General features: G+C 47.6%; 12 protein-coding genes and 1 pseudogene. 6 read left to right on the forward strand and 7 right to left on the reverse strand.

The window, feature by feature from the left end; all coding sequences use genetic code 11:
- Nucleotides 1-27: 27 nt before the first annotated feature.
- The 5 genes from GL2_RS17955 to GL2_RS17975 all read right to left on the reverse strand — a co-directional run bounded on the left by GL2_RS17955 (nt 28) and on the right by GL2_RS17975 (nt 11,631).
- A complete protein-coding gene (locus tag GL2_RS17955; protein ID WP_143732073.1) occupies nt 28-480 on the reverse strand; it encodes a hypothetical protein in 453 nt (150 codons plus the stop codon).
- A complete protein-coding gene (locus GL2_RS17960) occupies nt 452-1,033 on the reverse strand; it encodes an AHH domain-containing protein (protein ID WP_143732075.1) in 582 nt (193 codons plus the stop codon). The genes GL2_RS17955 and GL2_RS17960 overlap by 29 nt, the downstream gene beginning before the upstream one ends.
- A 455-nt stretch (nt 1,034-1,488) precedes the next feature.
- Nucleotides 1,489-1,815, reverse strand: a complete 327-nt coding sequence (locus GL2_RS17965) for a hypothetical protein (protein WP_143732076.1) — start codon at nt 1,813-1,815, stop codon at nt 1,489-1,491.
- Nucleotides 1,816-1,817: 2 nt separating this feature from the next.
- A complete protein-coding gene (locus tag GL2_RS17970; protein ID WP_143732078.1) occupies nt 1,818-11,066 on the reverse strand; it encodes an RHS repeat-associated core domain-containing protein in 9,249 nt (3,082 codons plus the stop codon).
- Between the two features lie 58 nt (nt 11,067-11,124).
- A complete protein-coding gene (locus GL2_RS17975) occupies nt 11,125-11,631 on the reverse strand; it encodes a hypothetical protein (protein WP_143732080.1) in 507 nt (168 codons plus the stop codon).
- Between the two features lie 939 nt (nt 11,632-12,570).
- Here GL2_RS17975 and GL2_RS17985 point away from each other — a divergent pair.
- The 3 genes from GL2_RS17985 (at nt 12,571) to GL2_RS17995 (ending at nt 15,700) form a co-directional block, all read left to right on the forward strand.
- The gene (locus GL2_RS17985) at nt 12,571-13,749 is read left to right on the forward strand and encodes a thiolase family protein (protein ID WP_143732082.1); all 1,179 of its coding nucleotides are present in this window, start codon (nt 12,571-12,573) and stop codon (nt 13,747-13,749) included.
- A 60-nt stretch (nt 13,750-13,809) separates the two neighbouring features.
- Nucleotides 13,810-14,262 carry a cupin domain-containing protein gene (locus GL2_RS17990; RefSeq protein WP_143732083.1) on the forward strand — a complete coding sequence of 151 codons (453 nt, stop codon included), beginning with the start codon at nt 13,810-13,812 and terminating at the stop codon, nt 14,260-14,262.
- Nucleotides 14,263-14,560: 298 nt separating this feature from the next.
- Nucleotides 14,561-15,700: a DUF294 nucleotidyltransferase-like domain-containing protein gene (locus tag GL2_RS17995; protein WP_172621196.1), complete on the forward strand. Its 1,140-nt coding sequence runs from the start codon at nt 14,561-14,563 to the stop codon at nt 15,698-15,700.
- 278 nt (nt 15,701-15,978) lie between these two features.
- Here the strand turns inward: GL2_RS17995 and GL2_RS18005 are convergent, their stop codons facing one another.
- Entirely contained in the window at nt 15,979-16,704 is a 726-nt protein-coding gene (locus tag GL2_RS18005; protein WP_143732089.1) for a LysR family transcriptional regulator, read from the reverse strand.
- A gap of 185 nt (nt 16,705-16,889) precedes the next feature.
- Between GL2_RS18005 and GL2_RS18010 the strand changes: the two genes are divergently transcribed.
- The 3 genes and pseudogenes from GL2_RS18010 (at nt 16,890) to GL2_RS18025 (ending at nt 20,507) form a co-directional block, all read left to right on the forward strand.
- The gene (locus tag GL2_RS18010) at nt 16,890-18,311 is read left to right on the forward strand and encodes an aromatic amino acid lyase (RefSeq protein ID WP_143732091.1); all 1,422 of its coding nucleotides are present in this window, start codon (nt 16,890-16,892) and stop codon (nt 18,309-18,311) included.
- A gap of 59 nt (nt 18,312-18,370) precedes the next feature.
- A pseudogene (locus tag GL2_RS18020) lies at nt 18,371-19,164 on the forward strand (TauD/TfdA dioxygenase family protein).
- Between the two features lie 20 nt (nt 19,165-19,184).
- A complete protein-coding gene (locus tag GL2_RS18025) occupies nt 19,185-20,507 on the forward strand; it encodes a phenylacetate--CoA ligase family protein (RefSeq protein WP_143732097.1) in 1,323 nt (440 codons plus the stop codon).
- A 214-nt stretch (nt 20,508-20,721) separates the two neighbouring features.
- Here the strand turns inward: GL2_RS18025 and GL2_RS18030 are convergent, their stop codons facing one another.
- Complete coding sequence (locus GL2_RS18030) at nt 20,722-21,459, reverse strand: SDR family oxidoreductase (RefSeq protein ID WP_143732099.1); 738 nt, start codon at nt 21,457-21,459, stop codon at nt 20,722-20,724.
- Nucleotides 21,460-21,534 lie beyond the last annotated feature (75 nt).

Consider the following 21,534-nt stretch of genomic DNA (forward strand, 5'->3'; position numbering starts at 1 on the left):
CTTTTCTAGAGTGACGACTTTCTAAGCTCAATCAGTCCGCTTGGCTTCTTCTAAACCCAACAACAATATAACTTCTGGTTCGGACTCGAACTGAGACAAACGCACCCCAGGGAAAGGCCCATTTACCCGCCGAATACGCGCCGAGAATGCAATGCGCTCGTTAATTTGAGTATCAGCCCAGGAAGACTTATGAGCGCCATCAACATTTAAAAAAACATTATTAGCAATCAATTTTTTTGAGTCACCCAAAGTTATTTTCGGATCATCCATTTCGACTGACACTCCGGGGGCATACTCATTCGTCAAGTCTATGCTTTTCACAACCCCAGACCAATCAACCTCTTTCCCGCCAAACACAGCGCTTAGGTCACGATCATCAGCCCCTGACAAATACTGATCAACTAAGGCTCTCAAAAATTCTTGCCACGACAAATGACTCATATTAAAACTCTCACTGCCAAGGCCCGAATGTTCCAGCATTAATGGAATCCCTCAACATGTTCGCCCTCTGTTGCACTTCAAAAGCAGCTCTTGGGGCACTCATATTAGACAGGTTATGGTTAAGCACCGATAACTCCTGCAAAACAGCCTTATTATAAACAGGGTGTCCATAGTAATGACCTGATACATTTTTCAAGTGAATCCCATTGCCAACACCATTCATATTAAACCCTCCATGAGCAGCCTTTTTCATCAATTCGGGAAACGCTTTTATCGCTTCCAGAGGAATAATATGGTGAGCAACCATATCTGCTTCTTTCGCAGTTCCTAAAGCAGACCTTAAAAGCATTCGTTGTATATTTGGACTAAGGGAAATCTGCTCTACCAAGCTTGCCGGGATAGATTTGGCATTTCGCATCAAAACTAATCCGGCAGCCTTCGTTGCTATAAATTTGGCTGCAACCCCTTCGCCGGGAATAGCTTCCAAAGCCTGCGCATAAAGTGCCGCTTCTTCTGCATTTATCGTTCCGAACTCAGCGCCATCAACAGACTGGTACTCACGCTGCATCCCGTTAATAGCAGGCCCAGCCAAAGTGCTAACGATTCCAGAGACAGCTTTTCCAAACCATCCTCCCGATCCTTCACCACTCTGCCCAGAAGAGTTGTTCCGACGCGAACCCGCCGCTATTTCCGCTACAACCCCAATGCAATCAAGGACTTAAAGAGCACTCGCGTCAAGGCGAACCCCAGATTATCAGGTCACAACCCCCAAGGCACTTTTTCGCTTAGGAACGGCTAAAGCGGAGGGGCGATTTCCCCTCCTGATTGGTCGCTAGAACGGTAGTACCCCTTATTCGATGACTTTAATCAGGGACAATAGACCACAATCAGGGGCCACTGGCTTGAATAGGCCGGTTTTTAGGTGGATACGCCTATCAAAGCCTGGGGATGGAGGTGTGTTTGGTAGTGACTGTTGAATATCCCGGTTAAAAATAAAGCCCCACAGGCCGCATAAGCGGTATGCACTTAAGGTTAAAATTCACGCAACTAATTAAACTGCCTTAAACAAACGCTCGCTAATTTTCTTATCTCCTCCCACTCCCTGTCCTCAGATAAAGACGATGCAGTCCAATACCGATCTACGCCACTTATCTGATCAAACATGGAATTTAAGTCCTCAAGATTTTTAAACTGCTGAGACGTTAATTCTCCTACTTCCAATTTAGAGGGTGCCATTAGAAACAAATCATCAAAATCTAGCGCCAACTCATCGACAGAAGGATTACCTAGACCATTCAAGTATCTCAACTGCACTTGCGCTGAAGATGCTAGTATTTTTAATACTTCTAATAAGCTATTTATATATTTTGACATAACTAAAATATTGGGTCCGACTTACCGTTGATTAAATCAGTAACGCGCCAATAGGCATCTCCGCCCTTACGCGCACTTCCAGGATGCCATCTAATAACTTGCCCGGTGAGCTTACCGTTATTTTTGTACTCTCTGAAAACCCAACCCTCACCTTTTCTTGAGCCTTTTCTCAAGGTTTCCACCTTCCATCCAGGTGTCTTCCCAATTATGGCATGTACTTGTGCCGGTGTTTTACCCGCTAGAAGCTTCGGGTTTGCTAATACATCATTAACGCTTTCTAGAATACTGCCAACGGGACGAAGAGCTTTACTTGCACCTTTTGTTGCACTAGCCGCTCTAAGAGTATTTATCGCATCAGCAGCTTTTGGGGTCCTGAAAGCAGTAACTATAGGAGGTAACGGTGTAGCAAGATCTATGACGGCTGCAGTAATATGAAGTGGAACTAACTCTTCATCTGTTGCTTGACGATGCTCACTATACTCAATCCCATGGCACCCCATATGACAGACTTGCTGGTGGTGTACTCCATTTTCATTTAGACCTGAATTACCAACCCCACCACTCTGCCCAGAATCGGCAGCACCCTGATCTCCCTGCAAATTCCCACGACTGGCCTGGCTACCAATATCCACCGCCCGGAAACCAGTACTTTTTAAAGTAGCGGTGATTATTCCAGCTACCGTTTGCTGAGCTCCACCATTCCCTCCTGACAAGTGAACCGAGGTAGTGGCACCTGAAGTGGTTGTCGTCGCTGTAACCCTCTGGACAATTCGGCTACCAGTTTGATTAACCTTTACTGTCCCAGTACAAGTAGTCGTCCCATCGTCGCTTTGTATACAGTCAGGCGTATACCCACTCGGATCGGTCCCCGCCAGCGGATTATTCATGATGTAGCTGTAGGGGTTCAGGCTCTGGCTATTACCAGGGCTCTGGATCACCGGGTCCACGGAGAGGAACCGCCCAAGATTATAATCATAAGCCCGGCCATTCATATGGATCAATGCCACATCATCCAGATGCTCGTGATCGGTAAAGCCGCGGGTGCTGTAGGTGCTTTCCAGGATTGCGGTGTCTTTATCGAGAATATTGCCCTGGCGCGGTTTGCCGAAGGGGTCGAAGCTGTGGCTTTCTCTTAGGTTACCGGCTTCATCACCCACGGCAGCAGTGGAGCCCAGGCGGTCTCGGTGGCTGAAGCCGATCTGGTGGGTGACATCACTGCCTTTCTCGGTGGTGGTGAGCACGGCGATATCGCCGATAAAGTGGCGGTACTGGGTTTCACCGCCGCCGGTAATCTTTTCGAACAGCTTGTCGATATACAGGGTGGTCTTGCCGCTGGTTTGGTTGACCTGCTTGTAGCGCATCTGGTCGGCGCCGTAGTAGAAGTACAGGTTGGCGCCGTTGCGGTTGATGCGGGTGGGCTTGTTAAAGGCGTTGTACCAGATCTGCTGTGCACCATTTTCATGGGTGCGGTTGCCGTTCTGGTCGTAGCCATAGGTCTTGGTGCCACCATTGATCAGGCTAACGCTCTTCACGGCGCTGGGGCCGCCATTGCTGCCGCCGGTGTAGCTGTAACTGCTGGCGAAGTCGTCTTTTTTCAGCAGGTTGCCGATGGCATCGTAGTCGTAATCGATACCGGGGCCATCGGTGCGGGTGCTGTAATCCAGGCGATTAAGGACATCGTAGTAGTGATTCTCTACATTCAACGCCGGGGATTCTGAGGGCAGTTGTACTACCTGTTCAAACAAGTTGCCGAAGCTGTCGTAGCTGTAGGCAATACCCTGGTGGTTTTGCACCAGGCTGTCGAAGGTGGTGCCGGCCATTTGCCCGGTTTCCCCGTGGAAGCTGCGGCCGATGGTGTAGTTGCCGGCGGCGATACTGGCAAACTCCCATTCGCCCCAGGCATCCATCTGGGTGATTTCCCGATAGGTATAACCACTGGCGGCATTACTGGTACGGAATTGGTAGCCGGTGCTGTTATAGCCGTATTGCAGGGTCAGCCCGGAGGGATAGCTGAGGCCTTTTAAACGGCCGTAGTTGCTGTCGAAATGACTTTGCGTAACAAAGTCTTCGCCATCGATAGCCGTGGTGACTTTGTAGGGGCGGCTCAGGGCGTCGTAGCTGTAGCTGCGCGCATAGCTGGCATCGCTGCGGCTCTCCCGTGCGAGCAGGCCTTTGCCGTTGGCGGCGCTGTCGAATTTCCAGCTGGCTTCCTCTGTGCCGTTGACACTGCGACTTTCCATGCGGCCGAGGCGGTCGTAGGTAAAGCTGGTGATATCCAGGTTGCCGTCGATCTCCGTTTCCACTTCGCCAAAGCCGGTATAGGTAAACGATTTAGCCCCCATATTGGGGTCGTCCACCCATTCCTTTTGGCCGAGGGCATTGTAATTGGCGGTGATGCGATTGCTGTTGGCATCCTGTAAGACAATGGGATTGCCGGCACCATCGTAGGCATAGCGGGTGGTGCCACTTAGAGCATCGACAGTTTCAGTGAGCTGCTGCAGGCCGTTGTAGGTGCGGCTCATCAGGCGGCCGTTCACCAGGATATCAGTGGTAAATCCACTGGCCTGCTCGTGGGTGTAGGTTACATCCAGCTGCTGGCCGTTGGTCTGGTTTACCGTCTTGCGCAGGGCGCGGCCGAAGGTGTCGTAATCCAGATAGCGAGTACCATAACTGGTGCCACTGCTGGCGTAGTGCGGTACCGATTCGAAGGTGGTCTGGCCCAGTGTGTTATAGGTTACCGTTCGTGCAATCCAGTCGCTGCCGTCGAAGGCTTGCACTTCGGTGCGGATCACGCGGCCGAGCTGATCGTGGTAGGTAATCTGCTCCGGCGTGCCGGCCTGCTGCTGAATGGTTTTAAATACCGCGGCGGGTGCGCGGCTACAGCCAGAGTTACACCACTGCAGGGCTGTATAGATATCCGGTGCGGCCTTGAGGCCAAGCGCAGAGGGCGCCGTGACCTTAATAGCGCGGCCAAAGGCATCGTAACTGTAGCGAGTGGTCAAACCATTGGCATCAGTGACGGAATCCGGTTTACCAAACTTGGCATTGGTCTCGGTGGTTGCCGTGTGGCCCAGGGCATTTTTAACCGTTTTGGGGAAGTAACCATCGGTGCTAAACGCGGTGGTCTCCGCAACCCGTGTCTGCGCTTCTCCTTCTGCGGAGGTGGTGACCTTGGTTGGCAGGCCGTAATTGTTGTAAACCGTATCCACTTGGGTCCACTTGCCATTAGACGGCGTGGTTTTTACCTGCTTGGGTTTGCGGGCGTTGCTGTCCCACTGCAGGAAATCCACCACTACGGATTGCTGGGTATCCGTATTTGCGGCAATGGCTACCCCTTTGCGACTCTGAATGGATTTTTTGGTGACCGTCTGCTTTGAGGGCTTATTGATCCACCAGTTGGTCTGATCTGCAGCCGCATACTGGGTATCCGTGGTGGACACCACAATATGAGAACTATTGGCCTCCTCATAGCGATTTTCCGCCAGCAGCACGTTGCCCCAGGCATCAAAGCTTGTGGTTTGGCTCTGGGTGTACAAATGCGTACGGCTGTTGCCCGACCTTTTTAGGGTGCGATAAATTGAACTCTGTTCTTTAGGGCCGACAAAGTAAGGATCATTGGCGGAGACGTTCCACGAGTCGGTCAAGGCATCTACAACTGTTGGTGATGAGTGACCACCCTTCGGCCAGAACTGCCATTCAAAAGTGGATTCCTTAAAGGCATTGACGCCGCTGGTATCAGCAGTGCGATCTGCCAGCTCCCATTGACGTTGTTTATGCAGTTTGCCCGCCAGCGGGAATATTTGGTGGAAGTCGGATTGAGTTTCAATATCCGCGGCCAGATCTTCCTCAATAATGCTATGGAAGCCCTGGAAGCCGCGGCCTTTATTATTAAATACCGCTCCCTTGTAGCGGTATTGCTTTTTATTCAGACCACCCACGCCATTGGACTGGCGGTGCTCCGCCACCACATACATGCTGGAGGTGAACTCGAAGTGATCTTCCTGAACCGAGGAGGATAAGCTATCGAGGTATCCGCCACGCTCGTAAAAGGGTTTTGCACTGGAATGGTAGCGGTCATCGCGGGAGGATAAGGGCCGGTAGTGCCATTCGTCGCGAGTACCGAAGCCATTTTCTACAGCGATAAGCATATCGGTAGGTTCGTAGCGACTCTCATCGCTCACCGAGCCACGATTGCGCAGTATATAAACTCCTTGCGCCTTGCCTGCCATAACGCCACTGGCAGTTTCGATACGACAGTCGTTATCTCCTATGTCACAGCCATAGGCAAAGACCAGGTCCATCAAGCCGTTGCCCGTGGCATCCACTACTGCGGACTGGTAAGCGGAGCCGACAATATCTGAGGTAAAGTATTCAGCCGTAATACTGCCGTTTGACTGTTCAACAAAACGAATGCCATCGAACTGATAAATGCCGCGGTCAAAGTTGCTAGCGGGGATATTACTGTAAATAGGCGGTTCCCGGTCGTAGGGACGGCGCCAGCCATAGAGATCATCGCCGCAAAACTCTTTAAAGTCCTGATAATCAAAACGTGTTTGGCAACTGGTGACCAGGCGCTGCCCGGGAAACAGCAGTTCCGCGCGTCCATCATTATCGGTATCCATCTGCTTGAACGCGCTTAAATATTTGGGCGCCCGCACATGTGCAATCGCCGGATCGCCTATACTCACATTGTGGCGATATGACCTGGAGGGAATGGCATCGGGCAACCCAAGGTCTACCCAGCCGGTCATCTGACGATTGCCTTTATTTAAACGATACTGCAGGTTTTCCCCCGCACCACTCCACTTCAGCCAATCCGTAAGGCCATCGGCATTCATATCGATAAAGGTGTAGTGATTGATGATGAGATCATCAACCGTCAGTGCAGGCAGTTCAGCTGTAGCATCCACCGGAACAAAATTGACAGAGGTTCCGTCACTTTCTGCATAGAGAAAATAACTTGGACGCGGCTGGGGTGCGCTGACAACATCAGCACCGGTAATATTGATCCGGACTTCCGAGACCAGCAGGTCCGGAAGGCCATTACCATCAACATCCCCCATAAACTGCACGTCGTACTTAGCAAGCCTTTGTACAATGTGATATTCATAATCAACAATTTCTCTACCATTGTTGATAAAGGCATTGTCAGGATTGCCAGTATGCAAATAGAGGTATAGGAGTTTATTCGTGGGCGCTGCAGGGCCTACATCTCGTAAAATAAAGAGATCCGGCCATCCATCACCGTTATAATCATCACTGTTAAGGATTCGATCGTAGTTTGTCAACGCAATCGATGTACTATTCCAGATAAAATTCCCGGCGCTATCACGCTTAGTGGCAATTTGTAACTGATCACTTTGCCGGCGCCAACCGTCGGTTTTACCGTCTTGGTCGATATCTATCTCCGCACATTCATAGCGGCCGGCATAACTATTACGGAAACAATTTTCCTCGCCAGCAATAAAGGTCCCGGTAAGCTCACCTTCCGCAGAGATATGGTATCCGGACCAATCACGTACACCATCGCCATTAAAATCTCCGCGCGGCAACGCCTGATCAATGCGGCGGACATCCTGGAGTATGCCTGTTGGCTCTGCCCCATTCTCTTGCCAGTTCCCAGCACCAGTCCTATAACCAAATTTCTCCAATAGGTAGGCGTTACTACTATCCTGCCAGGTGAAAGTGGTGGGCTCTCCACATTGGGATAACCCCAAGGCATCGTAACCACACTCAGTAATACTGTTTAATAAACTGCGGCTGGAGGCGGCACTTGTGCCGTAGCCGAGCTGATATTCACGTACTGGTAAGCCTTCCAGGCTAATCTGTACGCTATCAAGACGCTGAGTTTGCCGGGTGAGTCCTCCAGCCAGGTACTGCGATGACCGATCAGGCCTGCCACTATAAATAAACTCAATGTGGCGATTACCAACCGTACTGCTGTTCCCTGTGTAATAAATATCCGCTAGTTCATACTCCCCAGAACCAAAGCTTTGGTACTCATAGTGAATGGAATTATTACCATTCGCTAAACCATCCTCACGGGATAGAGCCCAGGTAAGCACCTGGCTGCGACCACTGGCAATATGCCGGCTGTTAGTGTTAACACCGTAGTGGCGTACACGGCCGTCCTTCATTTCCACTTTAAAAGAGGTGCCAGAGCTATTAATGGCCCCGCTTTGAGTAATACGAGCGAAGGTGTCCAGCTCTGTTCGATACTCGGCGCCGGACTGGCCATAAGTGCCCGCTACCAGGAGCAATCGCTGGCCATCGATGCACAGGCGATCATTGGTAGCATTGTATTGAACACCAATTTTACGGCCATCATGAATTAGGGTTTGAGGGCAGCGACTGATTGCAGACCCCGCGGCCAAACTCCAACCCATCCCCATTGTGCTACTGCCAGACCGGCTGGAATATGCGAAGGATACCGAGGGCATTACATTGTTACGCCCTAGAGGCAGAGTTAGCGGAACTTGATAACTCGCGGCACCACCGCTGACACTACCCTCACCTGCAAGAACCTGAACGTTGTGATGAGTTGCCAGTGAGGGCTGGATTGTTGCGCTGCCCGGAATGTAAAGCTCAGGAGAAGCGCGTTTGGCCCATCCAGGAGAGCTCGGATCAGGGTCCACATAGTCGTAGCTGACGGCCACGGGATCCGAACATTTCCTGCCCTCTGGAATTAAGTTACAAGCGCGTACATCAAACTGGTATAAACCATAGCCACCTATACGCTGAGTGGTGCCAGTGAGAGTGTCTGTCGCCTGCCACCCTTCCCCGTTTAGCCGGAATTCATAGGCATCATCGTTACCATCGGCAGATCTTATCCAGCTTAAATACAATGCGCCGCTTAAGTGCTCGACTTTGAGTTCGGTGGGGGATTGTGGTTGAGGGTGAACAATACGGAGGCTACCGGTACTGGCCTCAGGACCGCAGCCTTGGGTATTGCACGCACGGATTGCGTATTCGTAAGTACCGTCTGGTTTTAGGATAGGCCCCAATTGCTGGGTCAAGTCTATATTCTGGTAATCAAGCCAAACGCCGTTAAGCTTTTCCCGGTACTCATAATAGTCTACCGGCCCCGTAGGACTGTTCCAGGTAATCGTATATTCGCCATTTTCCAGATCCCCAGTAACAGCCAAGCTGTTAACACTATTGGGTTTTCGCAATAGATCTATACTCTGACTATCGCTCCAATCACTACAGGAATCATATTTATTACAGGCACTATAAATGTAACTGTAATTCCCGTTATTACGGTTGGAAAATATCGCCTTGCGGACCGGTTCGTTGATTTTTTGGAGAGCCCCTGAAGTAACTTCCTTAACGTTATAGTAATCAGCATTGGGCTTCGCCTGCTCCCAGCTTACGGAAACATCCCCAGTATCTGTATTCGCTGAAACGGATAGCCCCCCTTGGGTGGCTGGTTTGGACAAGATTTCTATGGGAGCACTGAGTGCACTCTCATTACCGCACACGATTTTTGTAGCATCATCACCACCCGGTTCTGGAACTCTATTGCAGTAGGCAATCGCATACTGGAAGATCCCATCTTCAGTGGGCTTGATGGTCGTGGACAGCTCATTGTTATAGAAAAACTGAGTTCCCCCACTGGGGTAACTGCGGAGCCTGCGTATGGCCCCATTCCCTGAAGGCCAAGACACAGTGTAATTGCTGCCATCACTATAATTCGTAAGCGTAGGCGCTGTATCGGCACTTGGGTAGGCCACAGTAGTACTTGAGCTGGGACTAGTCGTGCAAGCCCATGAAAATTCATTACAAGCTACAATACGAAAAAGATAATTTCCTTCCTTATACGATTGAATCGTATAAGGTATACCTGTAACAGTATCGATGGTTTGCCAGCCACTACCATCTACAGACTCCTGGATGTTGTAGTGCGTCACCGTACCAGTAGCTTCCACCCACCGTACGGTAAAATACCCTGTGCTACTATGATTTGGGACAGTGGGGGCCGATAGACCTGTAGGCTTTTGCCGTACAGTGATATCAGTGCTGTACCCCGAGTAATTTGAGCAAGCCCAACTATACCCATTACATGCCCTAATCCGAATATTCCATATCCCGTCTGTTAATCCCGGTATAGTCCCAGAGTTTCCAGTCGCACCCGAAATAGCAATAGCCTCGCCACCACCACTGCTTTTTTTGTAAACATCATAATAAGTAGCACTTCCCACGGCATTCCAAGATAGATTCAGACTACCTGTGCTGGTCGTTGCGCCAGGTATTGGCGCAGATGGGGTGGGCGGTTTAGCCCTCACCACTACATCACTGCTGTAGACACTATAAGCAGAGCAAGACCAACTGTACTGGTTACAGGCGCGCAAACGGAAATCCGCTGTACTATCGGGCAGGCCCGTCACGGTCTTTGACGTACCACTAATGCCGGACTGCACCAAAGAAAGGCTGCCATTGACACGTTTCTGAAGATCGTAATAAGTTGCCTTAGAAACTGAATTCCAAGAGAGACCAACACTGCCACTCGTGCTTGTGCTCGCAGAAAGCGTGGGAGTCGCAGGGGATGGCGGTTTGAGGCGGACAATTGCAGTACTACTTATACTGCTATAAGAGGAACAGGCATTGACGTGTGTACAGGCTGCTACTTGGAAGTTCCAATTACCATCAGAAAGGCCTGTGGCATAGGCTGAGGTACCAGCGACATTGGTATTTTGGTTGACCCAGCCACCACTATTCTTCCGTTTCTGTAGCTTATAAAAAGTGGCCCCACTCACCGCGCCCCAGGAAACATTGGTACTCGAGGTCGTAATTTGAGTAGATGAAGAGGGTTTACTAGGGACTGCCGGGGGCCGGTAAACCTTGACTTTTAGCCACGAAAAGTTATTTGAGGAACTGGCTGCTGATGTTACAGGTAGAACGGTCGACTTTGCGGCAACCAATGGAATTGTGCCACCGCCACCACCACCGCCATAACCGCGAATCTGATATTCCCATTCACCGGTACTTCTTCCCGTAATACTAAGACTGGTTTTGTTATTCAGTTCCCAATCGCGCTGTAACACACCATTTTTATATTCTTGCAAAACATAGTTGGTGTATCCGCTACTCCATGTGAGAGTAAAGCTGCCAGTATAGTTTTCTGAAGGCCCCCTTAGATTTAGCAGTGCATGAGCCTGGGAGGACCAAAAAAGCACAGCCACATAGATAAAAAAGCGCGCAATAGAAAAAGGAGCAGTAAGACTACGAAACTCCAGAAAAGAAAAGGACATGCCATACCCTAAAAATGTTATTTATATTATATTGATTGCCTCACATGATAGAAAGCCCCTAACTTTCCACAGCAATCTTCTCCCGAGAGTTAATATCTGTATCAAGTAGCCTATCAATACAGAAACGCCTAAATTCAAGTGTTGAATCAACGGCACTAAGGAGAGGGTCATCAACTGAAAATATGAAGGGCGTAAAGCCTACATCGATGACATATAAAGTATGGCTGCCATATTCAAGTGGTTCACCATATTCTTCACCGCAACGGTTCATTGGGTCATAAAAAAGATAGGATCCGTCAGCTTGGGCTCTGTAAGTATATACCCCACTATCTCTGATATAGACATCCTTCGAGCCGTTTCCAACTGAAATAGACCGGTAACTAGCCCCTCCACCAGAAAAAAATATTCCAGTTTTCAAGTACTCGGCTTTAGTTGCGTGAGTTAATGTGTATCTACCAGTTGCGTTGGTCGTAGGGCCTGAGATATTGGCGGCTGCATCCGATGCATAGCCAGATATACTCACAAGAAATGTTAGGAAGAAATATAAAGCAACCCCGAAGCGCATCCGTTTACCTACCAAGTAGCAACAATAAATTAGCTCTACCCACTTCAAGTCGAATAGAAAATCATGCGGGAGTTTAAAGGAAATCGAACAAAGGGCAACTAGAAGTGAAACAAAAGAGATGGATACAGTCTGACTAATGTGACTATCTTTCAGTTGGGGAATACGTACAGGAGATCATCACCAACAGTCCGACCTGTATGATATGCAGACAGCGCCACCGATAGAGAACTTTTAAGCATTTCAGGGTGAAAGTCCGCCGAAATAAAATAAGCGCAATTATGCCTGCAATCACTAGGTCCAGTGTTTCTGCCAAAAGTGACGATGAAATCACCTTGGCCATACGTCCATACCCTATTAATTTCGCCACGATACCATATCGGCTCTGAGGCCGCATTTAAACTAATAACCAGCAAACAGATAAAAGTAAAAATTTTATTCCTGAACTCCCTATTGAATATTTAATGTCTCAACTAGGCTTTAATATACTGCCCATGGCTAGTACCGGATAATTGGATGGACTTGAGTAGATTTGGACCGACTTTCACTCTGTAATCCCCTTCTTTGGGAAGCACTCATAGCCTATTAAGTTGCATATACACTAATTGATGGAAAATTTAGCTACTGCCTTTTTTCAAAAATTAACGTAGGGAGTTGACTCTTGTTTCACACAACATACCAACCACAGGTGTAGCCCCTGCTAATGCACATGGTGAAATTTGAAAGGCAACTTATAAGCAACACGATCAAAAACCCATCAAATCGATTAAGACGTGATAAAAGTGTAAGCCCACCCGATAAACCATAGTCACGTAATACCACTTTGACAGAAGATATAGCAATGATCCCTGAGGTACCGGTAGGTAGAAATGACAAAACTGCCCTCTTTTCATTATCTAATCTACTTTAATTACAGCTCATCCAACTACCCTGGTGCTTCTCATGAAAGATGTCGCCGTTGTTGCCTACTGTCGAACTGCCATCGCCAAAGCCCGGCGTGGCGCATTGAACCAGACTCACGGTATTCCTATGGCAGCTCATGTGATAAGGGAGGCCGTTTCCAGAGCCAAGCTGGAACCACACGAGATTGAAGATGTTGTGCTGGGGTGCGGCTTACCTGAAGGGGCTACAGGGCACAATATCTCGCGCAATGCCGCACTCTTCGCCGGGTGTGGAACCAAGGTGCCCGGTATCACCATTAATCGCTATTGTGGCTCCGGCCTCAATGCCGCTTCAATTGTGGCAAATCGCATTGCTACGGGTGAGATGCAAATAGGAGTTGCCGGTGGCGTCGAGAGTATCAGCCTGGTCCAGTTCAATTTGAACCTTGATCACTTTGTCTACGGTCCACTTCAGGAAAAATTCCCGGCTGTATGGTGGACTATGATCCAAACAGCGGACTATGTCGCCGATAAGTTCGCCATTACCCGCGAAGCTCAGGACCGGTATGTAGTGGACTCCCAAAAGCGAGTCGCTGCAGCGCTGAAAGCAGGAAAATTTGCCGAAGAAATTACCCCTTTTAAAACTGTAATGTCGGTTAAAAACCGGGAAACCGGCGAGGTAAGTAATAAACACGTAACCCTAAGTGAAGATGAAGGCCCCCGCCCTGATACCACCATGGAAGGGCTAACGGCCCTGGAGCCGGTAAATTCTGGCGGCACAATTACTGCTGGCAATGCTTCCCAGCTCTCTGATGGGGCTGCCGCTGTGGTAATGGTGGATGCCGAGCTGGCTGTACGTAAAAACCTGCCAATCCTTGGTCTGTTCCGAGGAATGCAACTAGCTGCAGTGGCCCCGAAAGAGATGAGTATTGCCGTTGCACCTGCAGTCAAAAAGCTGATGAAGCATCACAACCTCAATATGGACAAAATTGATTTATGGGAGTTACACGAAGCATTCGCAGTTACCACTCTCTTCAACCAGGCTGAACTAGACACACCCTGGGATATTACCAATGTCAATGGTGGTGCCATTGCTCTCGGGCATCCCTATGGAATGTCTGGAATCCGCTATCTTGGCTCCACTTTAATGGAATTGGGAAGACGGGATAAAGAGAAAGCAATAATCGGTGTCTGCACGGCGGGCGGTATGGCGACTGCGGCCTATTTGGAACGCGTATGAAAGTAGTAGAAAACTACTCTGGCTAAACGAGTTAGTGCTCCATCATTGGTGATATACATTATGAATCTATTGAAACCTTCAGCTAGCCTATTAATCTTTTTGTCCCTACCCCTAGGCGCACAACCACAAGAAGATATCAAAGGGGTGGAATTTGAAACCTTGGTTGCATCTACCAAGGACTGGGCTGGCGATACTCTACCTGCTTCCCAAAAAGGACAACCTGAGCTTAGTATCGTAAAAGTAACCATTGCACCTGGAGCACGCCTTCCAGTGCACAAGCACCCGGTGCTAAACGGGGTCTATGTCGCCAAGGGGTCGTTAAAAGTTACCCTATTAGATCAGGAGAAAACCTTAACTCTGGATGAGGGGAAGGCATTTATCGAGGTTACCGATAAGTGGCATTATGGGCACAATGAAGGGAATGAACCGGCCATCCTAATCATTTTCTATTCTGGAATAAAAGGAGTTCCCACTACAATTTTTAAAAATAGCCAGAACGAAAACAGCCAATAGCCCAATGTATCAGCGCTACTAAACAACCAAATTCAATAACTCCTTCTTAAGCATTTTCTATCTGGATGAGAGCCCGTTCCCACTTCAAGGGTCATATTCATGTAAGAATATGAGACCTTGACCGACTAACTCTTATCATCTTTACTCATATCAATTTTTCAGCTGTCTAGGGTAACCCATGCCATGTAAATATAATGAGCAACTATGCTCTGGTCCGGTCTTGAATAGTACTTTAACAAACACATGCACCCATTGCCTTGCAGATTTTTTAGATGGCCAAAGGTCTGAAATAAAGGAAATGTTGGATAATAATAAAACTGCCTGGCAAATGATGTCATCGTGGACAAAGAAATTAGTTGCGTTCATCGAGAGGCTATATAAAGACCAATTTACAGCTCATGGCTGCCCTTCCGATTTCTCCTTTTGTATAACTGGATCTGGTGCAAGAAACGAGGCTTGCCCACAATCAGATCTGGATGCTTTTATCGTCGTGCCCAAGATATCCCAAAAACAAAGGGAGCAGTGGAGAAAGATCAATTTAGCCGTCAAAAAACGATTGGATGATATCAATGATAGCCGTGTGAAAACACTTCGCCCCGGAAAAGGGTTTGTTTTTTGTACTGGAGGGTTAAATCCACTGGGAATGGTTACAAAGAAGTGGATGGATAGGAACAATAGAGATGGCTTAATCAAGAAAGATGGGGTCATTTTTGATCTAACCAATACTACACTTGCTCTAACGGGCATCCTGGAAGATTACTACCGATACCCAAGTGATCCAAAGCGCAACCTTCGGAAACATATTGTTAGCGGGCTTCAGGAGTGTGCTCACGCTTTTGGAAACCCCAAGCTGCACAGGGAATTGGTAGACGAAGTTAAATTTATTTTAGGCAAGCAAGCTATTGAATTTGGTTCCAATACACTTCTGTCAAGGAAGAGGAAACAAGGCCTGCAAGCTATGCAGGTTGCCATAAACGATAAGAGCTTTCAGCCACCAGCCCCTTATTCTGATATTAAGCGTGTAAAGCGGGAGTTTTACCGAGCACCACAATTTATATTGAAGGGGCTTGCCTGGTTCTATGATATTGATGAAGTCAGCTCCCTTGCCCAGCTTTCTAAACTGGAAGAGATGGGAAAGCTACACCCAACCAGAGCTGTTCATTTCCGCAAGGCAATGTCCGAAGCATTAAGAGTAAGGGTTGCCTCACACATTATTACCGGTGCAGAATTTGACAAAGTTCTATCAGCCTACGTAACACCAAACAAGGATCAAAGTGCCTGGCTAAAGCTAAGCTCTGAACAGTCGGCTATTCTGGAAGATGCCGCAAATAGTGTCAGGTTAATAATCGGCTGGGCCGACGAGTTTGCCACCGCACAAGGGCGAGCATATGGTTTTCGCAGCAACCCATTTTCGGAGCCGCTCGTGATCAAACAATGAATATGGTCCAGCGTAACCCACTGATGTTCCTCGTGGACAGGATGAAAGGCACTCATACAGATCAAAGAGCCTGTCCCATAACCGTGTTGTTTAAAATATTTGCAATATAAATACGATTAAATATCTTAGTTACACAGAGGCTCAATATTCAAAATTTCTAAAATTAGCAGTCTTAAATTCTTCAATCAGCTTTTCAGCACCCAGGCTATGAGTTATCTCTCTCCGATAAACCAGGCAGATATCATCTTTAAAGCCTGGCTGGTCTTCACACAACCATTTCAGTTTGCTTTTTCCAAGCACTTGAGCAACACGCCCAGGGATAATACCCACTCCAGCCCCTCTAATGTCATATTTGTGATCAGTTCATGACTGGAGGAAGTGATGTATTGTTTATATTTATTGCTATGACCGACAGCTTTCAGTAGCCAGTCAGTCTGCATTAACCCGGGATCATATATCAGTACATCTTTTGACTGAATTTTTTTTGGATTATGCCAAAAGCTCACCACATCGTGACATAAGTGCTTGATCACTAAGTCTGGATGAGATACAGGATTTACCACAATACCGATATCAATTTTCCAACTGATCACTGCTTCGACAATCTCGCGAGATAGTGCATGCTGAAAACTCAATTCAATACCCGGGTTTTGTGCAATAAATGAAGGCAGACTATTAGGCAACATATGTAGAGAAATAGAACTATGGCAGCCAATGGTGAAATGCCCAACAACCTCTTTGTTTTCGCGCAGCGCAGAATACTTAACCTCATCCCAATCATCCAACAGCTGTTGAGCACTCTTTAATAATCTTAATCCGGCACGTGATAGCTGCACACCGGTTTTTTCTCTTATTATTACTTCTGTACCCAACTGCCTTTCCAGTCTTTTGATGGCTGCACTTAAGCTCGGCTGTCGAATTCCCAACCTTTCTGCTGCCCTGGATATATTTTTGGTTTTTGCAACTTCAATAAAGTAATTAAGTTCATCAGCGTGTGGGAACATAGGGCGCAACTTATTTAACCACTTAAACCAAGAAAGTACACAGGCATCGAGTCTACAATGACAAACTCCTGCTTGCCATAGATATTGTCTATGACAAGCAGCGTCTACTTCTATTTTCTATCCCTACACCGCCATGCTAGTTTCATCGCCTCCATTTTATTAAAAAATTTTTACCCGGAGTCAGAGTGTCTACATCATCTCTCAGCTACCCCCCTGCAGCGGACAGTAATACGGTATCCTCTGAAACTAATTTCAGTTCAGTTTTAACTTTCCCTCTACAGAAATGGTATGAGTGGGGATATCAGCACAATCCACTTACTGCTAGCGAAATAGATATTTCCAGGGTTAAGCACTCTTATGCACTGCTACAGGATCAGCTTGGCAATAGTGAAAACCCCATCTATGGACTGCATACCAGCTACGGGGAAAATGAGCGTAATCACCTGGACCCAAATCAGTGGAAAGATACACAAGTCAATCTTTTGGAATATTTACGCGTTGGTATTGGGGCACCACTGCCGAAAACGGTAGTCAGACGTGCACTAAAGCTGCAGGCCCAAAAAACGGCTCATGGCTTGTCTGGTATACATCCCTCGACATACCAGGCACTTCTCAAATTAGCAAACGGTGATTCACTTCCTATGGTTCCCCGGAAAGGTAGCCTGGGCGCCAGCGGTGATTTGATTTCCATGGCACATGCCATAACTCCGCTATTCGAGCATGGCCCCAGAGGCCCCCGTGATGTGATCGGCCTGGTGAATACCAATGCGATGATGGCTTCATGGGCCATTGAACATGATAACCGATTGAGAAAGTTGTTGAGAGACTGCTTTAAGTCTGTAGCGCTGATGTCCCTGGCCATAGGCGCTGGGGACGAACATTTCTCAGAGGGCCTGCATCATGGAGAAGTGCACACCAGCTATGCTCGAGCCGGTAATCTGCTTACACAACTACGGCACGATTATCTGAAATCATCCAGGGTTTCTGAAGGTGAGAAATCTCTCTTGCAAGCTCGCTATTCGGTTCGTTGTGCACCCCAGATACTGGGCCACTGTCTTGATTTATTGGAATACTCCGAAGCCAAAATCCGTTCAGAAGCCACTGCGGTTGCCGACAACCCATTGATTCTTGAGTCCGGGCCATGGCACGGCGGTCTGTTCTATGCCATTGGGCTGGCATCTTCTGCTGAATTTATGCAGGAAATTATTCATCGCCTGGCTGAGATGCTTGATCGACAAATATTGATCTTGATGGACCACCGATTAAATGGGCGCCTGCCGGACAATCTAAATGTTGAAACATTCAATCACTGTAAAGGCATTCACCAACTGATATCGGCCCTGTTTCAGGAAATAAAAGCCAGGTCAACGCCCGTAAGGCAGATGAGCTTTTCCTGTGAAGGCAACAATCAGGACCTGGTCCCCTGCGGAATGGCCGCCCTCAACAATGTCAACGACCAGCTGGATACACTTAGGGAAATTGTACGCGCAGCAACCTTCTGTTCAGCCAGAGCAGCAATGATGCGCTCCTCCGATGACTTACCCGAAGCACTAAATTTAAAGAACTGGCCACAATTTACTACATCGCAGGTAGAGAGCATCTTATGAATTTTAACTATTTAACAGGCAATTTCGGCATTGAGATTCCGGCTAGCGAACTGACCGGAATGGATCAAAGTACAGGGCAAACACTGCAAAACTTGTGGCATGAACACGAATTGCTGGTTGTCAGAGATCTGGACCTGGATACACAAGCATTTGTTAACTTTTGTAGCCTGTTTGGGGAGCTTCAACAAAACTATTTCTTTTTCCAAAGCCTCTCAGAGAAGTACCCACAAGTTGCCAAAATAGTTAAGGAGGCAGGCGAAAAGAAAAATACTGGTGGGATCTGGCATCATGATCAGGGCTATTATGCCACTCCGGTAAAAGGAATCGCATTATACGGTATCGATATCCCCCCAGGGGTGGCGATACCCTTTTCACAAGTTCCACGATCGCTTATGAGTCCCTGTCAAGCAAAATGCAACAGGTAGTAAATTCTCTCAATGTGATTCACACCACAGAACTGATGCTTAAAAAACAACCGCTAACAAAATTAATGGAAAGTTCCGGTGGGAGTGAGTCAGGTGTAGAGCGAGCACTAAAGCTGATGCCCTTGAAATCTGCTACACATCCGGCAGTTTGCAAAAATCCTGTAACTGGTAAGCCTTTCCTCTACCTCAATCGAACCACCACCTCCCAGTTTGAAGGTATGACATGCGATGAAAGTATGGGTCTGTTAAATTACCTTTTTCAACATATCGAGAAACCGGAATTCAATTGCCGTATACAATGGCGACCGGGTACCCTGGTTCTTTGGAACAATCACCAGGTCTTACATTACGCCGTCAATGATTATAATCAGCGACGAGAATTACACCGTGTGCATTTTTCCGCAGAACAACCAGTCAAGCATCAATAAATAGTTAGCTAGTGCAATTTATGAACTACAACGAACTACTGGCTGATTTTCAGAAAATACATAATCAGTCAGAAATTGAACAGCGGGCTTTTAAAGATCGCCTAGTTAGAAGGCAGCTGCAGGAAGCAATCACCAAATCAAATTATTATCGTGAATTAATTGATCATAATAACATTGATATAGGTGTCATTCAAAGCTGTGCGGATTTACATCTATTGCCGATAATAAGCTCGGAAATTTTCTCGGAATCCATGTCAAAAGTCAGCATGGCTTTTGACGATATTGTTCGTTACTGTCACACTTCCGGCAGCACCGGTACAACTAAAAGAGTACCTTACACTCGCAAAGATATTGATAACGCGGTTACCTCACAAGCACGCAGTTATTTATTTGCAGGTGTCGAGCCATTCGACAAGTGCTTGTGTGCAATGACCTATGGTCCCTGGCCCAGTGGTATGATATGCCATGCGGCCAGTGAAATTTTTGGCCTCACTATTCCTGCTGACTCATTTCTGGGGCTTGACCATCAACTCCAGAGTTTGCAGAAAGATAAGCTAAATTACATGGTCTGCCTGCCCTCGCTGTTACCAAGGCTGGAACAACATTGCCTAGAAAAAGACATATCACCAGAATCTTTGAATGTCCGCAATATATTTATGGTAGGTGAATTATTCTCTGAAGATTTTCGCAGCTATTATGAAAAATTATTTAATTCTAAACTGATTAATATGTATGCGAACACGGAGTTCGGATTAGTAGCAACTGAATGTCGGCACCATAATTTACATGTCTGGGAGGATTACTTTCATGCGGAGGTAATCGATCCCGACACCGGTGAACCATGTGAATTTGGTGTTACCGGGGAATTAGTGATAACTGCCTTGCAACGTGAAGCCCTTCCGCTGATTCGCTACAACACACATGATCTTGTGGAAATGCATAGTGGCCCCTGCGAGTGTGGCCATCCTGGCACATACTTGGGTCCCATCCAAGGGCGTAGCGATAATATGTTCACTGTCAATGGTGCCAATGTCTATCCGATTATGCTGGAGAACACAATTACCGGCACCACTGGTTTGAGTTCCTTTTACCACTGTATTATTGAGAAGGTCGATGGGTATGATCATTTGACATTCAAAATTGAAGCAAGAGAGGCAGTCGATAAACAGGGAAAAATAGGTTTAGCGCAGTTGTTTTATAGTAACTTGTCTGGCTCAGATGTTACTCTTCGTATGATTTTTCTTGGCCTCAAATCTGCATTAAGGCTCAATATAGAGATTTTACAACCAGGAGAAATTAGTCAAAAACCTGGGAAGGTAAAAAAAATCATTGATCGAAGATAAATTTCTGCCGCCAAAGTACCTAAATCGTTTTTCCTGGTTAGGCGAGCCCTGAGGTTCAGACCTCCATTATGTATAGATACAACTGGTCTGTTGAGGGAAACTGATTGATAGCTGATCAAACATACGCTCCAAATAGGGCGTAAACTTGCTAGCTACCCCTTCATTATATGAGAGGGTAGCTAGCGTATTAGCCTATCGATATATCAATACATGCTTACCAGGGCTGCGCTTCACCGAGATGGACAAACTGTCCATTGGGACCATCATTATCGATCAGGGCCAGGTCTACGACCGTCGAGGCTCCATCGGTTACTTCCATTGGCGCGGCGCTTGTACCCAGATCGGTCTTGACCCAACCGGGGTGTGCACTGTTGACCTTGATACCAGTTTCCGCAAGGCTTTGGCTCAGGGATACGGTAAACATATTTAGAGCCGCTTTTGATGCATTGTAAGCGAAAGGCTTCACCGCGCTCCAGCCGGATTCAGCATCCGCATTCACTGCCAGAGAACCCAAAATGCTGCTCACATTTACAATACGAGCCGCCTTACTCTTTTTAAGGAGTGGCAGAAGTTCCTGAGTCAGACCAATCTGCGCAAACAGGTTGATATCGAAGGTGGTTTGCAGGTCATCCTGAGATATGGTCTCACTGTTATTCTGCGCCCACTCTCCTTCCACAATAACACCGGCGTTATTGACGAGGATATCCAGTCGGCCATACTGCTCAGCAATCTTTTGGGCTGCTCGCGCCCTATCGTTTGCCTTGGTGATATCCAGTTCTATGGTATCCAGGGGGGCTACTTTACCAGTCCAGGCTGCTTTCACTTCTTGAAGCTTCTCCTGGCTTCGGCCAGATAAGATCACCTTGACGCCTTGGTCAGAAAGCTGTTTGGCAACTTCGAGGCCAATACCGCGATTAGAGCCAGTAACTAGAGCAATTCGTTCATTCGACATGGTTAAATCTCCTGTGAATCGAGTTGTTTCGAGAACGGAGCTATTCTATTATCCTACCGATAATGAACAATTGGC

Origin of the sequence: Microbulbifer sp. GL-2 (genome assembly GCF_007183175.1) — a bacterium.
In the GTDB taxonomy this organism is placed as follows: Bacteria; Pseudomonadota; Gammaproteobacteria; order Pseudomonadales; family Cellvibrionaceae; genus Microbulbifer.

What these genes read in the sequence shown, in the direction of transcription:
- GL2_RS18005 (WP_143732089.1), bottom strand. Translation starts at nt 16,704, where the DNA reads ATGTTCCCACACGCTGATGAACTTAATTACTTTATTGAAGTTGCAAAA.
- GL2_RS17985 (WP_143732082.1), top strand. Translation starts at nt 12,571, where the DNA reads ATGAAAGATGTCGCCGTTGTTGCCTACTGTCGAACTGCCATCGCCAAA.
- GL2_RS17975 (WP_143732080.1), bottom strand. Translation starts at nt 11,631, where the DNA reads ATGCGCTTCGGGGTTGCTTTATATTTCTTCCTAACATTTCTTGTGAGT.
- GL2_RS17970 (WP_143732078.1), bottom strand. Translation starts at nt 11,066, where the DNA reads ATGTCCTTTTCTTTTCTGGAGTTTCGTAGTCTTACTGCTCCTTTTTCT.
- GL2_RS18030 (WP_143732099.1), bottom strand. Translation starts at nt 21,459, where the DNA reads ATGTCGAATGAACGAATTGCTCTAGTTACTGGCTCTAATCGCGGTATT.
- GL2_RS17965 (WP_143732076.1), bottom strand. Translation starts at nt 1,815, where the DNA reads ATGTCAAAATATATAAATAGCTTATTAGAAGTATTAAAAATACTAGCA.
- GL2_RS17955 (WP_143732073.1), bottom strand. Translation starts at nt 480, where the DNA reads ATGCTGGAACATTCGGGCCTTGGCAGTGAGAGTTTTAATATGAGTCAT.
- GL2_RS18025 (WP_143732097.1), top strand. Translation starts at nt 19,185, where the DNA reads ATGAACTACAACGAACTACTGGCTGATTTTCAGAAAATACATAATCAG.
- GL2_RS17995 (WP_172621196.1), top strand. Translation starts at nt 14,561, where the DNA reads ATGTTGGATAATAATAAAACTGCCTGGCAAATGATGTCATCGTGGACA.
- GL2_RS17990 (WP_143732083.1), top strand. Translation starts at nt 13,810, where the DNA reads ATGAATCTATTGAAACCTTCAGCTAGCCTATTAATCTTTTTGTCCCTA.